Source organism: Nostoc sp. (assembly GCF_036918015.1).
Taxonomy (GTDB): Bacteria; Cyanobacteriota; Cyanobacteriia; order Cyanobacteriales; family Nostocaceae; genus Nostoc.
On sequence record NZ_JBALEO010000093.1, the window covers coordinates 142,982 to 158,773 of the forward strand.

Consider the following 15,792-nt stretch of genomic DNA (forward strand, 5'->3'; position numbering starts at 1 on the left):
AGCCTGGTTTAGGGATTGAATTATTGACTATTAATTAGGTGTATTCGGAGGTTCAGGAGGTTCAGAAACTCTAGTCTTTCCTGGCTTGCGGGGTGGAGTAAAATTTTCTCGCACAATTGCTGATGTCCTATTGCTAAAGTCAGGAGGAGACTGGCGATAGAGCAATTCCATCTCATTCCCTGCCTTCCGAAAAACTTTGACTTGGTTGACTACAAAACTTTGAAATAGGCGGTAAAATACCAAACTAATAATGGCAACTATTAGCCCACTTGCCGTACTAATTAAGGATTCACCAATACCAGTAGTTACCCCAGCAGTAGATTCAGTTCCCAAATCGCCAATCCGAATTGAGCGAAGAGAGTGGATTAAACCCAAAACTGTACCCAACAATCCTAGCAACGGCGCTAGAGCAATCACGGCTTCTAAAAGTTTTTCGCCCCGCCGCATCCCAGCTAATTCGTCTTCTGCTGTAGCCTCCAGTGCTAGTCGAAAGGTTTCTGCATCACTTTTCGCTAAACGTAGAGGGGCGTAGAGAAAACGCCCGACAGGCTGATGGCTTGCTTGTCTTGCAATGTCCGCAGCTACTTCCCAATTATCCTGAGCAGCATCCAGGATGCGATCGACTATTTGCTTTTCCTGAGTCAACATTCGCAACCAGAACCACAAACGCTCGAAAATCACACTCAAAGCCAAAATCGACAGAATTAGCAAAGGCCACATTGCTGGCCCACCCTTATAAAACAAATCTAAAATATCCACTGTTTAAATTTCCTCCCTCCACGACTAGAGCAAATGTGTTAAGGCATTTTAATTCTAGAGATTAATGCAAAATGAGGGACTTCCAAAATATAAATTTCTCGAAAATCTAAAAAAACAGTGCAAAGATGGTACAAACCTGCTGCTGGGTAGGCAATTGAATGATAGACCGATAATTTTTGGCATACTTTTGCTAGACTTCCTTGTAATACCAATTTGAAAAAAGAATGCAATACATAGATAAGACCTTACCCAACCCTCTACAAGGCTTCGGGGAGGGTGTGCATCAGTGAGGGTAGGGTGTCTGGTCGCAAACATTTTTTGAATTGATATAACCTGAATCACCATAGGATATTTTCACGTAAAGGAGAACAAATTTTGGCAGCAGTCCGAGTCCGCCAGCACGTCAATCCACTTGGTAAAAAGTATCAAACACCAGCAAGTCCCCAAGACTTGGAAAAAATTTATGCAAAGCCAAATCAACCACTACATTTAGATATTGGCTGCGCTAAGGGACTGTTTTTATTGAATATGGCCAAGATAGAACCCAACTGGAATTTTCTCGGCTTGGAAATTCGGGAACCGCTGGTGGTGGAGGCGAATAAGTTACGTTCTGAATTAGGTTTAACAAACCTGTACTATTTATTTTGCAATGTGAATAACTCAGTGCATTCACTTTTATCTTCCCTGCCTCCAGGAAGTTTACAACGCGTTACTATTCAATTTCCCGATCCTTGGTTTAAAACCCGCCACGCTAAACGTCGTGTAGTCCAACCAGAACTAGTGGCAGACTTAGCTAATTATCTCGCGGTTGGAGGATTGGTATTTATGCAATCAGATATGGAATTTGTGGCTGTGGAAATGCGCGATCGCTTTGCTGCTAATTCAGCTTTTCAGAAAGTTGGTACAGGAGAATGGCTAGCCGAAAATCCGCTGCCAGTACCCACAGAACGGGAAATAGGCACGCAAAAAAAGGGTGAGCCTGTCTATCGAGCTTTGTTTGAAAGGGTGAGAAGTACAGAATAGAGATGTTTATAATATCAACTCTATTCCCCAATTTTGAATTTGAAGTTTTATTGAGCAGCCTTATAAATATTTATTAATATTACTTAAGTCTTGCTTGTTATATTTTTATTAAACATTGCCCAGAATTGGAAAGTTTTTTGGGACATAAATGTTTTATTAAGGGTGAAAAGTTTGAATTGGTATTACTCAAAAAGTCAGATAGCGCAATCAAGCAGACAAAAATCAATACTTAGTTTCCTGTGTCTGTGCGTCGATAATTACACTCCAGTCATCGTTGTTCACAGCAGCTTCAAGTTGACGCTGACGTTCGGCTTCACTCGCATCTATTGTTTCTAACTCTTTAGAAAGAGTTGTATCAGCCATTGCTTTCCGCAGTTTTAGCTTTTTCTCCTCGTAGGCTTGAAGTTGGGCTTCTGACATTACCGCCTTAGTCGCTTCACCTACCGTACTAGCCCACATTCCGCAATCATTTGCATTACCAGGTGGCGTACTTTCGAGTTCTGCTATCCACGCATCTCGCAAATCTTCCATTTCTTGACGCTTGGGAAACTTGAATGCTTGCACACGTACAAAAGCACACTTTTGTTCGCCATTTTGGCGAAGATGGCCGTTTAGGGAAAGCAACACATTCCGAGAATAGCCAATGTACTCCGTGCGGCGTTCTGCATCTAATACTGCGTAAACTCCGGCAATTTTAGCGTTCTGAGCAGCCACACTCCAAGTCTCAAGGTCAATGATTTCAGTACCATTATTTGCCAGTTCAGGAGTTATACTCACCTCAATGGCGGCGTGTTCGTTGTCAGAACTATACAAAAAATCATGCAGTCCACGGTGGTTTATGGGGACATTTTGATGTTCAATTGGCGGATTGTGCTGAGTTTCCATTGCAGTTGATCTCCAAGTTATTAATTAGTGATGTTCTACGACGAGCTTCTCTACGTTCGCGTAGCGTGTCGTAGACAGAGGCTACGCCAATGCTTACACAAGCAAATAATGCCCTTAAAATATTGAAGCTTAAATCTACTCACATTTCCAAATTCTTTTTCTGACAAAGTGAAAATAACTATTAAACTTCCTATGAATCAATTGATACCTAAAAATTGGATATTTATTAAACAGCGGCTTACCCCTTATTTATTTTTATTACCCGCCTTAGTTCTTTTAGGCTTAACTGTCTTTTGGCCTGCACTACAAGCGTTTTACCTCAGTTTTACCAGCTATGAAGATATTGCCCAGCCACCACAATGGATAGGTTTCGCCAACTTCCTCAAGCTTTGGAAGGATGTAGTTTTTTGGAAAACCTTGGAAAACACTTTTTTATATCTTGTGGGTGTAGTACCAATTTTAGTAATTGCTCCTTTAATACTGGCAATTTTAGTAAATCAGAAACTGCGGGGGATGAATTGGTTTAGAGCAGCTTACTATACTCCAGTGGTAATTTCAATGGTGGTTGCAGGAATCGCTTGGAAATGGCTGTATGCAGAAAACGGATTACTGAATCAGTTATTTAAAGCTTTAGGTCTTTTTCCAGAAGGTATTCCTTGGCTAACTAGCCCAGCAAAAATTTTTGGCATTGTACCAATTTCTCTTGCCAGCGTCATGGCTGTCACCGTGTGGAAGGGGCTAGGCTACTACATGGTGATTTATTTAGCGGGGTTGCAATCAATTCCTGCTGATGTTTACGAAGCTGCTGCGATCGATGGCTCTGATGGTATCAGTAAACATTGGGATATTACCATACCTTTAATGAAGCCATATCTAGCACTAGTGGCGGTAATTTCGGCTATTTCTGCAACCAAAGTGTTTGAAGAAGTCTACATTATGACTCAAGGAGGCCCACTCAGTAGCTCGAAGACGATTGTTTATTACTTATATGAGCAAGCCTTCAATAACTTGGAAATTAGCTATGCTTGCACGATTGGACTAGTGCTATTTTTAATAATTTTAGGCTTGTCAATTTTGCGATTAGCTATTAATCAGCAAGGTGATGATATCACAATTTAATAAATTTATAAAAATCATCCTCTCTCATCTCCGAGAATCTGAAAATATTCAAATATCGACAGTGCATGAAAACAGACACGATTTTTTACACCTTATTCCAAACTCTTCCAGGTGTCTTATTTGAACTTTTGGAACAATCGCAATCTTTAGCATTACACTACCAATTTACCTCAGTAGAAATCAAAGAACTAGCACGTCGTATCGATGGCTTATTCTTACCCAAACCTGACTACCCAGAAGATACAATCTATTTTGTTGAGGTACAGTTTCAGCGCGACGATGATATTTACTGGCGAATAATTACAGAAGCTTTCCTCTATATCAATCAATATAAACCTCAACGTCGCTGGCAAGCAGTATTACTTTTTGCCCAACGTAGTCTCGATCCAGGTATACCATTCATTTATCAAACATCATTAGCTCCACAGCAAATTCGTATAATTTATTTAGATGAATTAGATAATGTACCATCGTCTTCGATTGGGCTAGGCATAATTAAGTTAGTAGTTGCAGCCGAAGATCAAGCCGTACAGCAAGCGAAAAACTTGATAAAACAAGTACAACAAACGGATGAAGCTAACCGTAGCAATCTTTTAGAATTAGTAGAGAGAATGCTTATTTATAAATTTGTAAACAAAAGTCAGCAGGAGTTAGAAGCAATGTTTGGATTAACCGATTGGAGACAAACTAAATTTTACCAGGAAGTAAAGGAAGAAACAAAGCAGGAAGTAAAAAAAGAGGTTCGCGAAGAAACAAAGCTGGAGACTATACCCCGTCTACTTAAGTTTGGTTTAAGTATAGAGCAAATTGCTGAAGCATTAGAATTGGATGTTAAACAAGTACAACAAACTATTGAGAAGCAAGGAAAAGAGGGAACAGGAAGTAATTCGTAATTGAAGAGATTTCTTTAAAACCGCTTTTGATATTCCACTACAGCACGACTGTCATCGGTTAAATTAGTGGAGGCACGCACACGAAATTCATTGTTTATCCGGTAATTAATACCCCATTGGAAGGGGTCATTTGTTGTCAAAATTTTGATACTGGAAACGGATATTTTGGAAGAAATGTCAACCCCAGCCTCCGCGGCTAATTCTAAAGTTGAATTGCTTCTTCCAGCTTCAGGATTCTCAGATATCACGGTAGGAAATATCCGCAGTTCACTTAAGCCAAAGGTACTCCCAATTTGGTTAAAAGCTGACTGAAAATTGTTAAACACAGCCGAACCTGCAATGTTAATCAGACCTAAAGTACTGTCTGCACGTCCTTGGGTGTCTACAAACCCACCTCCTAAAAGAGCAACAATTTCGGTTTGACTACGTGATGGACTACTTGTTAATTCTATATTTTCATTCAGTTTGCTAGCTAAACCGTTAATAGTAGCTTCGACTCGAACACTCTCTAACGCTGATAAACCTGTAGAATTTACTCGGCTGAAGTCATTGCTTTGAGTTACATCTAGTACTTTGGCAAATAGCCGAATATCTAAGTTGGGGTCGCGGGGTTGAGAAGGACTAAAAGTTGCAGTGTGTTTATAGCCACGTGCAAGATTAAATTGGGTAGTAAATAAATTTACCCCACCTTTTTCTAACTGGATGGTGCCATCGGGTATAGGCTGATTGATTAAGCCGTTAACTATGAGATTACCGCTGGCGCGGAAGTTGAGAATAGGGTCACGGGTAATTTGGACGTTTTTACCTAATTCCAAATCTAAATTATTAAATCTGGCGTTAGTATTTCCTGTCCCATTTCCAATTTCAGATTTGCTCTGCTTATTGTCTTTTGTGGGTGATACGCCAATACTACCATTTTCAGATTTTGTAGCGTCGGTAGATTCTGCCAGCAATACTTTACCATCAAATAAATTTACTCTACCGCCAATTATGGGATTAAGGGCAGAACCAGTAATCTGCAAATTGCCACTAGCGCCTCCCTGATAAAGTCCCTTGAGATTCAACGCAAGCTGATCGAGATTAACAGTCAGGGGATTTTTGATAGTTACGTTCTCATTGTTGAAGATGGGAATTTCTCCAGCAGCTTCTACCTTTCCACGACTAAATCTACCTTGAAGATTTTCTACTAAGATGCTGTCAAAATTAAACAGCACTCTACCTGTGACGCGTCTCAGCTTACCTGGCAAAGCCTGGGCTGAAAAAGTCGCATTATTGACAGTAGCAATTCCATTTACTTCGGGTTTTTGCAGTGTTCCCCGCACCTTGAGGTCTACTTCTCCTTCACCTTTTTCAAATACCACTTGATTAGTCAATGCATTTAACAGCCCCAATCCCTCGTTTTCCAACTTCATATCCAAACTGATTTGATCGCTGTCTGGTGCGACGGAAGCAAAAGGTAATTTATAAGGGATGCTGCCAGTAATATCAACAGGTTTTGGCCCAGCAACTGCTACAGTACTACCAAAGTTTAAGCGTCCGTTGGCATAGCTGAAACTTGCTGTTGCTGACTCTATTTTGCTCTGATTTAGTATTCCTTCTGTGATTTGCAATTCCCCTCTAGCTTGGGGATTAGCAATGCTGCCTGCTAAAGCTGCTGTACCGTTAAGATTACCTGTGATTCCAACTGGTAGTTTGACAACATTATTCAATAGTTGTACTGGAAAATTATTCACCCGCAATTGACCAGATTGTTCATCACCACCAACGTTACCCGTAAACGCAATCAGCCTGTTTTGAGATTCGATTCGTAATGGTCGCAAACTTAAAACACCGTTCTCAAAGTTGCCTTCGGCAATCACTTTTTCGGCAGTATAAAAACGATTTCGTTCTTCCTTTTTACCCCAGGCAAAGTCTTGTCCATTCAAATTAAAATCCACTGATAATCCATTGGCTGTAGCTGTATTTACAGCCACTTCCCCATTGAAAGTCCCCTTTAAGTCTGCCAAATCTGGTATTGGAGTGGAATTAAGTCGCTGTTCTTCCTGTTCTGCAACCAAAGCTTCAATTTCAGAAAACCGTTGGATTTGGGTTAATAAGGGTTCATTTGGCGTTCCTTGGGGGTTGGTAGTCAGATCCGCTGCTGTGCCGTATATCTCTGCTGAACCACCTGGCAAATTTTGTAAATCAAATACCTTTGCTACAGCTAGAACATCTTGGATCTCACCCTGCTTGACGTTCAGTTTACCTTGTAATTTAGGCCCTTTAGGGCTTTGAGCCACAGTACCAACAAGGGCGTAGCTACTTTTTCCTTTGACAAATTCGCTACTAGTGAGTGTAGCTTTACCCTCACCGTAGCGGAATTGAGCAGCTATTCGATCGCCTTTAACCCGGCCAATTTGCGGATTTGCGATCGCTAAATTTCCCGTTGTTGCCAATGTCTGCTGATTAAACAGCAAATCCCCAGTTAACAACCCAGCTATCTTACCAGCACCCAATCGAGTAATGGGTGGCGGAGTCAAATTCAATATTTGTAAGGGGAAATTGGCAACTTTCAGCGCCCAATCATTCCCTTGAACATTACCTGTGGCTGATGCTTGCTGCCATTTGACTAAGAAAGATTTCGGGCGATTATTGGCATCTAAATTGAAGTTCAGGCGATCGCTATTACCTGCCAAGTTTAAACTCAAACCGCGTCCCTGTACTGAATCGATATTTCCAGTTAACAACGACTCAAAAGCAATATCTTGAACAACCAAGTCTCGTAAGTTGATTTGCCCGACGACATTTGGCAAGGGCAACTTACCAGTGATTTGACCATTAAAATCTACTCTCCCCGCCACAGCAACTTGATTGGGAAGATTAATCGGTAACTGTTTTAAGTTGTAATTCTGCGCCTGGACGTTGAGATTGAGGGCAGTAATTTCCGGTATACCTGCTTTTTTCGCATTGGCTAATATGTTACCAGTAACACTTAAACCGGGAGCCGTTGCTCGTTCAATGGTCAGCCTTTCACCACTCCAAGCGATCGCAGCACTCAAAGGTTGCTCTAAACCAGGGATACCTTGGGATAGTTGCACCTGTCCAGCAGCACGCACATCAGCTAATTTGGACGATCCAAGCGTACCGGCTAATTGTAACTGACCGCCAAACTGACCCCGCAATTGCTGATTTAACCGATTTAATTCCACACCAGCAGCATCAACTACAGCTTGATAGCGACCATTAGCTACTTGGATATTAGAGGCTGTAATATTTCCACCGGCAACATCCAGCCGTCCCTGACCGTTAGCTTGGATAGTTTGCGGTTGGAACGATTCAACAGAACCCGCCACGTTTGCTTGACCAGTTAACGTCCCTCGAAACTGCGGTGGTACTGCTGCCAACTGCTGCAAAGGTACATTAGTTGCCTGAACTTGCACCTGGTATAGACCATTACCCACTTGGATATTAGAGGCTGTAATAGTTCCACCTGCAACATTGACCCGCGCCTGACCCATCGCTTGGATAGTTTGCGGTTGGAAGGATTCAACAGAACCTGCCACATTTACTTGACCAGTTAACGTCCCTCGAAACTGCGGTGGTACTGCTGCCAACTGCCGCACAGGTACATTATTCGCTTGAACTTGCGCCTGATAGACACCGTTAGCAAGTTGGATATTAGAGGCCGTAATAGTTCCAGCGGCAACATTTACCCGCGCCTGACCATTGGCTTGAATAGTTTGCGGTTTAAAAGACTCAACAGAACCCGCTACGTTGAACTGACCATTTAATGCGCCTTGAAATTGCTTTGGTACTTTTCCCAACTTCTGCACAGGCACATTCTTAGCCTGAACTTGTGCCTGATAGACACCATTCGCCACTTGGATATTAGAGGCTGTAACCGTACCCCTGCCAATAGCAAGACGACCCTCACCACTCCCACGCATGGTTTTCAGGCTGAAATCATCTCTGCTACCTGCGATTTGGAATGTTCCCGCCAAAGGATTATCTAAAGCAGGAGGAGACTGTTTCAATATTTGTCCCAACCGCACACCATTAGCTACAAGTTGAGCCGAGAAACTTTGGTCTTGCAGTTGGATATTAGAAACTGCAACTGTGCCGCCACCAATTTGAACTCCTGCACCATCACTGCGAATTGTGGCAATTTCAAATGGTGCTGTGCTGCCTGAGAGGATGAGACGACCATTGAACTGTGCCCCAGCCAAAGAGACATTTTGCAGTTGACTCTTGTCTACAAAGGGTTCTAATTTTACCCCAGAGGAAACAGCCACAGCTTGCCAACGCTCATTGGCATAACTACCAGTTGCCCGAACTGTCCCACCACTTACATTCAGAGCTACATTGCGGAAAGATACGTTGCGATTTGGAGCGATCGCAACTTCACCAGTTCCAGGATAAGTTCCATTGGGAGCTTGGAACTGTACTACAGTTTGGACATTGGTAGGAGCGCCAGTTAGTTGAGCTGTACCTGAGACATTGCCGATTTGAAAGCTAGGTGTTGTTTCGTAGACTTTGGCGATCGCATCTCCTGGAACATTCTTGGCGGCAAAATTTAAATCCAGTCGCGGACTTTTACCAAGTTGAATTGTGCCACCGCCCGTGATTTCACCACCAACTTTAGCTTTACCTTGAATATCTTTTAGGGTAATTAAAGAAGAACTAGTAACAAGCTCAAACTTACTACTGATGCTATTAAAATCAACTTTATCAATCCGAGCAGTTTGAATCGTGGCAACTGAGCCGGAGAGAATTGGTTCTTTTGTCGATCCAGTAATTTGCAAAGAAGCTTGTACTTGTCCAGCGATCGCTACAGGTAATTTTACCTTGAGAGTCTCCTGGGCATTCGCCAAACTCACCGCATTTACACGCGCTGCCAACTTCAAGCCTGCTTGAGTGTCGACGATTCCCGTAGCCACTAAAGGAATTTTGCCATAGTTGCTAGTCACATTATTTAACTGCAACTCCGTTCCTTGGAAGTGCAGGTTTCCTTGGCTATTGCTCAACAGTTGCGGGACTTTGGGTATTTGCAGCGTTACCCCTTGCACAGTAGCGTTGCCAAACAATAAAGTTTGCTGTCCTGGTGTCAACCGAACTAACAAATCGCCATTGGCTCGACCCGCTTGTAAGTTCACTGGTAACTTAATCAACCGAGTAATATTCTCAGCCAAAAAATCTTGTGCTTGCACCTGAAAAGTCCCTGCTAGCACCTTAGAACGTGTCTCTCCCTGAATGGAAATATTGCCACCACTATCCGCTTGACCTCCGACTTCAAACCGGATCAACTGGTTATTTGCTAAAAGTTGAGCAGATCCATTAAGTTGAGAAAATAGCACCGGCAATTGCTGAGTGTTGTTAGGAGTAGCAGGGCGTTTATCCAGTACTGATTTAGAAGCTGGATATTCTCCCTTGCCCCCCTGCCCCTCTGCTCCCCTGCCCCCCTGCCCCTCTTCCCCCTCATCTCCCTCGACTCTCTCATCCGGCATCAAGGCCAGCTTGGCATTCCGAAACCGCAGGTAGTCCAAATCGGTTTTAATTGCACTGCTTCCACCTGACGACGTGATGGTAGTGGAAACCCAACGCCCTTGGTCATCCTGGTCAATATAAATATCTGGATTGACTAAGGTTACATCTAGCTTTAGATGGCGATTAAAAATTAGTTGTAACAAATCAAAACCCACCTCTACAGATTCGACTGTGGCCCGATCTGCATCTGTGGGTGTGGCTGGGATAGCTGAAGCCCCAAACTGTACTCCTGTCAACGAAAATTGTGTGACTCTTCCCAGTTTTACCGGACGGTTGAGTGTAGTAGTGAGACTTTGTTGTGCTAACGGCGTTAACTCTGTTTGAACAAAAGTCCACAACCGCCAAATACCAACGATAACTCCTAACAGCAAAAGTCCACTCAAGGCAATGCTACCCCGGCTCAACACCAGCAACCACATACGTTTGCGGATAGGGGAGGGGGAATTAATATCTTGATTGGTAGATTTAGTCATTTGCTTTCACTGTATTAATTGCCGGATGTCGCTGGCACACACAAGCATTAACTGGCACATTGGTTCAGTATGCCATTTCCAGGATACGCCAACTAAACCCAAGACCCCATTGGTTGAGTTACGGTATTTTCTCGATCCAATACTTATGCTTAATAATATTGGCGTTTTCAGGAAAATCTGAATAGAGTGAAAATTATTCCTGTGACTTTCCTTGAGGCACAATCTCGAACTTTAATATGAATAAACCTTAAAAAGGACAGATGATTACACCTATGCGTGTTTTTGTGTTAATTTTTAACGCTCGAACGGAAAATGAGGGGATTCACACGATTCGGGAAGGCGATGCCTACAGCGGCAAGCTACGCAATAAAATTCTGATGTTCGAGTCGGAAGACGATGCGACGCGCTTTGCCCTGATGTTAGAAGCTCAGGATTTCCCCGCACCCACACCGGAGCCGATGGATGCTGAAGAAATCAAGGAATTTTGCGAAAGTGCTGGATATGAATGGGAAATCATCCCAGAAAACAGCAATTTAGTTGTAACTCCCCCAGAACTTAACGTCGAAAAAACTGACTGGCAAGAAGATGCCCAGAAGGAGGATACTGTTGAAGACACCTTCCCTCTCAATCAACAGCCGCTAGAAGAACCAGAATTGTCTGATTCTGAACTAGAGAAGATGCGTCGCAAATTGGAAGGATTGTTGTAATTAGTCATTGGTCATTAGTCATTGGTCACTGGTCGCTAACTGACAAATGACAAATGACAACGGACAAATGACAACGGACAAATGACAAAGGACAAATGACAAATGACAAATTTGCAAGAACGCGGGCATCTTTTAACTGAGCTGGTAAATCCTAACAGTCTGAACTTAGACCAGCTCAGTTCTCTGGAATTGGTGGAGTTGTTTAATGACGAAGACCAAAAAGCTGTCGCAGCAGTTGCAGCGGCGAGAATTCAGTTGGCAGAGGCAATTGAGCGCACCGCAGAGCGTTTGCGCCACGGAGGACGCCTATTTTATATTGGTGCGGGTACAAGTGGCAGGTTAGGGGTGTTAGATGCTGCTGAGTGTCCACCTACTTTTTGTACACCCCCAGAGTTGGTACAGGGGATTATTGCTGGTGGTGCTGGCGCACTAGTACGTAGTTCTGAAGATTTAGAAGACAGCATTGAAGATGGCGAGGCTGCGATCGCTAGCCGACATATTACCCAATTAGATGTCGTAGTTGGCATTACCGCTGGTGGGACAACGCCTTATGTCCACGGTGCGCTTCATGCTGCTCGTCAGCGAGGAGCTACAACTATTTTTATCGCCTGTGTTCCTGCTGAACAAGTTAGCTTTGATGCCGATATTGACATTCGTCTATTGACAGGGCCAGAAATAATCGCCGGTTCAACTCGCCTGAAAGCTGGTACAGCCACTAAATTAGCTTTAAATATCCTTTCTAGCGGCGTGATGGTTAAGCTAGGCAAAGTTTATGGCAATCGCATGGTGGATGTAGCAGTAACAAATCAAAAATTACGCGATCGCGCTTTGCGAATTTTGCAAGACCTCACAGGTTTAAGTCGGGAAACTGCTGGTTTTTTACTAGAACGTAGTGGTAAATGGGTTAAGCTGGCGCTATTAATGCACTGGACTGGTTTGGAAAAAGACGAAGGCGATCGTCTACTTTCAGAACACCAAAGTAATCTCAGGGCAGCTGTTGTCAGCTATCAAAACCATAAGCAACCTTGAATAAATTTTCTAAATAAATACTTTATAATCTGGCTGTTACTTGTTTTAGTAGCACGCCTTTTTTTTTAAATATTCCTTAGAAAAGCTGCTATTAATTAGCATAATTAAGAATAGTAAACTTAAATAAATATTTTTAACCTGATATTGTCAATGTGAATAACTAAAGCAAGTCTATTTGGAGACTGCTAATCTTTTTTAAACAAAAGTTCAGAATTTATACGGATAGGATTCAGTATCAAAATTCTTAAAATGAGATATAATTACACTATGATATCGACTATGACAACCTACTTTAGTCATAAATATTAGCACAAAAGTAAACTCTGCCAATAAAGACTTTATGCTAGATAAATTCTTTCCTAGCAATAGTTTTGCTATCTTAACATCTGGCTTGCTTTTAATAATCTTGATTTAGACTGCTATATACCAAATCCATTTGCACTGATTCACATATCTGCCAATCGCTATATAGCTAGAACACTGTGACAGAAGTGTTGACTACCTTTAACAAGTGACTTCAGAAATTTGTCTGGTTAATTGAGATGGTAGGTGAATTGACACCTTGCTCTACTAGTATCGGTTTTTAATGGCTAGCTTTTTAATAAAAGGAACAAACTATGGCTCATCAAGAACTTATTTCAAATAATCTAGTAAATGAATTTAAAACTTGTACTCAGTTGCAATATAATGGCAAATTAAATATTAAGAGTTCAAAGGGCAGCCAATGGACTTTTTACTATCGACTGGGGCGGATAGTTTGGGCAACAGGAGGAACTCATCCCTTCCGACGTTGGCGTAGACATATAGCCCAGAATTGTCCCCAGATTGATGTTGATAAGTTGCAGTTACGTGGGCAAGACCTATCAATTGATTACTGGGACTATAAACTGATAGAAGTATTTTATAAAAAACAGAAAATTCAGAGAGAACAGATTCAATCTATTGCGGAAAATACGATAGCAGAACTATTGTTTGACCTAGCTTTGCAAGGACACTTTGCTTCTCTAACTTGCAATCGCAACCAAGAAGTTATCTTAGAAACCCCAATGAGCTTCACGAGTGCAGAAATGTCTGTAAAGCACATGCAAGACTCATGGAAAATTTGGTCAGAAGCAGGTTTAGCAAATTTTTCTCCTGACTTAGCACCAATTCTACGGCGACCAGAACAACTTGAGCAGATGGTAAGTCCATCTGTCTACAAAAACTTTGTAAATTTAATCAATGGTAAATTCACTCTGCGAGATTTAGCCATGAAAATGAAGCAGAGTGTACTACCACTCACCCGTTCGTTGCTTCCTTATATCCTTAAAGGAATCATTGAATTGGTAGAAGTACCTGACTTGCCTTTCGGAATTACTGAAATCAACAATAATACCACTACACAAGCCAAGAAGCGGATTGCTCCACTAGTGGCTTGCGTCGATGATAGCCCTCAAGTATGTAAAATGGTAGAGGATATTGTCACTTCCAATGGATTTAGGTTTGTCAAAATTCAAGATGCTGTACAAGCTCTACCAACTCTGATTCAGGATAAACCAGACCTGATTTTTTTGGATTTGATTATGCCAGTTGCTAGTGGTTACGAAATTTGTACTCAGTTACGAAGAATATCTACATTTTCCAACACACCAATAATTATATTAACAGGCAGTGATGGTCTTTTAGATAGAGTTCGTGCCAAAGTAGTTGGTTCTACAGATTTTCTCACTAAACCTGTAATGACTGATAAGGTAATGAGTATAATACGTAAACATTTACCTACACAGAGCGTATCCAATGAAAAGAGTAAATCTAATTTAGAAGTTTGTAATTAGGGAAAGTTAGAGGCAATTTTTGGCTCTGAATTATTCCTCAATTTTTGTAGACTTTTCCACCTCAGTAAAAATTAGATTATTGAGGTTAAACAATTTTAAATTAACTCTGCTATTAAAATCATGTATTTGCGATTTTAGATATATTCTCACCTTTAAACTCTTTTGCTATCAGTCATTTTTACATTTTGAATCTTCAATCAAAAATGTAAAATCTAAAATTAGGTTATCAAACTATTTTATATTCAAAAAACTTATATTAAATTACGTTTATTAAGTACTTTCTCTGAGGTTGATAAATAAAGATTGAATCAAAATTAGACAAATACAAATTTTTGTATTTATAGCAGTCCTATTTGATTTGTGAATATTGTTTAGGTCAAAGGGGTTAGGGTTAGTCTCTAGTCCCTTCCATGTCTTTTTGAGGAATCATTTAGGATTTGTCTATTTTGTTTACATTTTGAGAAAAAGTTAACGAGTAATTGCCATGAATACTGTTTTAGTTGTTGAAGATGGCTTAACAGATATGGAAATAATCAGCCGTTACTTGCAACAGGCAGGTTATTCTGTGATTAGCGCCACCAGTAGTGAAGAGGCTCAAGACAAAATAGATGAAAATAAGCCAGACTTAATATTTCTTGATGTAATTTTACCGGGTAAAAGTGGCTTTGAAATTTGCCGAGAACTGAAAAATAATCCTGACACTAGCAATATACCTGTAGTTTTTTGCTCTACAAAAAATAGTGATGTAGATAAAATTTGGGGTAATATGTTAGGCGCTGATGGTTATCTATCAAAACCGATCGATCGAGACGAACTAGTGTTAATTTTAAAGCGGTTACTTAATTAGTAAAATATCATAAATCAACAAATCCTAGAAGTCACTATTTTTTAGATGAATCTCTCCAAGAATAAACAATAACTGCAAATAGTGGCTAAAGATAAATAATCAAGGACAAAGGATCGATAGCTTTGGAAACCCAGGAAAAGTTTTTAAGTTTTAATTTGGGAGTAACTGATACAGCCGTAATTTCTTTACAACACATCGCAGAAGTTTTGCAAGTATCATTACCAGAAATATGTGGCGTTCCTCAGATGCCAAGTAGTGTCTTGGGTATTTATAATTGGCGCGGTGAGATGCTTTGGTTAGTCGATTTAGAGGCAATGTTAGGTTATCCTCCAATTTCACAAGGGTCAAATTTAGTTTCAAGAATGATGGCAATTGTTCTAGAAAATAAAGGTAAGTATTTGGGACTATTGGTGCGACAACTTATAGATATTGAATGGCTGGATAGTAAAGAAATGAAACCCGCAAGTGCTGAATTATTTTATCCGAAAATCTCACCTTTTTTACAGGGATATTTTATTAATGATTCGGAGGAGATAATTTTTAATTTGGATGCCACAACTATTATTCAATCTCCAGCATGGGGAATTCATAATTGAATATTTAGTAAGGTGTGATTAGGTAGATTGTTTTGAAAACTCCTAATCCTTAATGAGGAAATACCAGATAAATATCGCTTGCCACATATCCATTTATTACCAATCACAATTCTGAGGTTAATCA

General features: G+C 41.0%; 11 protein-coding genes. 8 read left to right on the forward strand and 3 right to left on the reverse strand.

Translation table 11 applies throughout. From position 1 onward, the window contains the following. Positions 1-30: 30 nt before the first annotated feature. On the reverse strand, positions 31-759 hold the full coding sequence (locus tag V7K61_RS29510; RefSeq protein WP_335059062.1) for a MotA/TolQ/ExbB proton channel family protein: 729 nt from the start codon (positions 757-759) through the stop codon (positions 31-33). Positions 760-1,134: 375 nt separating this feature from the next. On the opposite strand from V7K61_RS29510, the gene trmB reads away from it, so the two are divergent. Next, positions 1,135-1,782: a tRNA (guanosine(46)-N7)-methyltransferase TrmB gene (trmB, locus tag V7K61_RS29515; RefSeq protein ID WP_335059064.1), complete on the forward strand. Its 648-nt coding sequence runs from the start codon at positions 1,135-1,137 to the stop codon at positions 1,780-1,782. Positions 1,783-2,004: 222 nt separating this feature from the next. On the opposite strand, the gene V7K61_RS29520 is transcribed toward trmB, so the two are convergent. Continuing rightward, positions 2,005-2,667 (reverse strand): GIY-YIG nuclease family protein, encoded by a 663-nt coding sequence (locus tag V7K61_RS29520; RefSeq protein ID WP_335059066.1) that lies wholly within the window; start codon positions 2,665-2,667, stop codon positions 2,005-2,007. A gap of 192 nt (positions 2,668-2,859) precedes the next feature. Here V7K61_RS29520 and V7K61_RS29525 point away from each other — a divergent pair, with 192 nt between their 5' ends. Both V7K61_RS29525 and V7K61_RS29530 read left to right on the forward strand, forming a co-directional pair. Continuing rightward, positions 2,860-3,786 carry a carbohydrate ABC transporter permease gene (locus V7K61_RS29525; protein ID WP_335059068.1) on the forward strand — a complete coding sequence of 309 codons (927 nt, stop codon included), beginning with the start codon at positions 2,860-2,862 and terminating at the stop codon, positions 3,784-3,786. Between the two features lie 65 nt (positions 3,787-3,851). Next, positions 3,852-4,679, forward strand: coding sequence for an Rpn family recombination-promoting nuclease/putative transposase (locus tag V7K61_RS29530; protein ID WP_335059070.1), 828 nt, complete (start codon positions 3,852-3,854; stop codon positions 4,677-4,679). A gap of 14 nt (positions 4,680-4,693) precedes the next feature. Here V7K61_RS29530 and V7K61_RS29535 read toward each other — a convergent pair whose 3' ends face one another. Next, on the reverse strand, positions 4,694-10,675 hold the full coding sequence (locus tag V7K61_RS29535) for a translocation/assembly module TamB domain-containing protein (RefSeq protein WP_335059072.1): 5,982 nt from the start codon (positions 10,673-10,675) through the stop codon (positions 4,694-4,696). Positions 10,676-10,935: 260 nt separating this feature from the next. Here V7K61_RS29535 and V7K61_RS29540 point away from each other — a divergent pair, with 260 nt between their 5' ends. The 5 genes from V7K61_RS29540 to V7K61_RS29560 all read left to right on the forward strand — a co-directional run bounded on the left by V7K61_RS29540 (position 10,936) and on the right by V7K61_RS29560 (position 15,668). After that, positions 10,936-11,382 (forward strand): DUF3110 domain-containing protein, encoded by a 447-nt coding sequence (locus tag V7K61_RS29540; protein WP_335059074.1) that lies wholly within the window; start codon positions 10,936-10,938, stop codon positions 11,380-11,382. A 102-nt stretch (positions 11,383-11,484) separates the two neighbouring features. Beyond that, positions 11,485-12,411, forward strand: coding sequence for an N-acetylmuramic acid 6-phosphate etherase (murQ, locus tag V7K61_RS29545; RefSeq protein ID WP_335059076.1), 927 nt, complete (start codon positions 11,485-11,487; stop codon positions 12,409-12,411). A 617-nt stretch (positions 12,412-13,028) separates the two neighbouring features. Then, positions 13,029-14,225 carry a response regulator gene (locus tag V7K61_RS29550; RefSeq protein ID WP_335059078.1) on the forward strand — a complete coding sequence of 399 codons (1,197 nt, stop codon included), beginning with the start codon at positions 13,029-13,031 and terminating at the stop codon, positions 14,223-14,225. A gap of 484 nt (positions 14,226-14,709) precedes the next feature. Beyond that, positions 14,710-15,072, forward strand: coding sequence for a response regulator transcription factor (locus V7K61_RS29555; protein ID WP_335059079.1), 363 nt, complete (start codon positions 14,710-14,712; stop codon positions 15,070-15,072). Between the two features lie 122 nt (positions 15,073-15,194). Beyond that, entirely contained in the window at positions 15,195-15,668 is a 474-nt protein-coding gene (locus V7K61_RS29560) for a chemotaxis protein CheW (RefSeq protein WP_335059081.1), read from the forward strand. Positions 15,669-15,792: the final 124 nt, after the last annotated feature.

Excerpts from the sequence above, each read along its gene's own strand:
- V7K61_RS29520 (WP_335059066.1), bottom strand. The coding sequence starts at position 2,667 with ATGGAAACTCAGCACAATCCGCCAATTGAACATCAAAATGTCCCCATA.
- V7K61_RS29525 (WP_335059068.1), top strand. The coding sequence starts at position 2,860 with ATGAATCAATTGATACCTAAAAATTGGATATTTATTAAACAGCGGCTT.
- V7K61_RS29530 (WP_335059070.1), top strand. The coding sequence starts at position 3,852 with ATGAAAACAGACACGATTTTTTACACCTTATTCCAAACTCTTCCAGGT.
- V7K61_RS29535 (WP_335059072.1), bottom strand. The coding sequence starts at position 10,675 with ATGACTAAATCTACCAATCAAGATATTAATTCCCCCTCCCCTATCCGC.
- V7K61_RS29540 (WP_335059074.1), top strand. The coding sequence starts at position 10,936 with ATGATTACACCTATGCGTGTTTTTGTGTTAATTTTTAACGCTCGAACG.
- murQ (WP_335059076.1), top strand. The coding sequence starts at position 11,485 with ATGACAAATTTGCAAGAACGCGGGCATCTTTTAACTGAGCTGGTAAAT.
- V7K61_RS29550 (WP_335059078.1), top strand. The coding sequence starts at position 13,029 with ATGGCTCATCAAGAACTTATTTCAAATAATCTAGTAAATGAATTTAAA.
- V7K61_RS29555 (WP_335059079.1), top strand. The coding sequence starts at position 14,710 with ATGAATACTGTTTTAGTTGTTGAAGATGGCTTAACAGATATGGAAATA.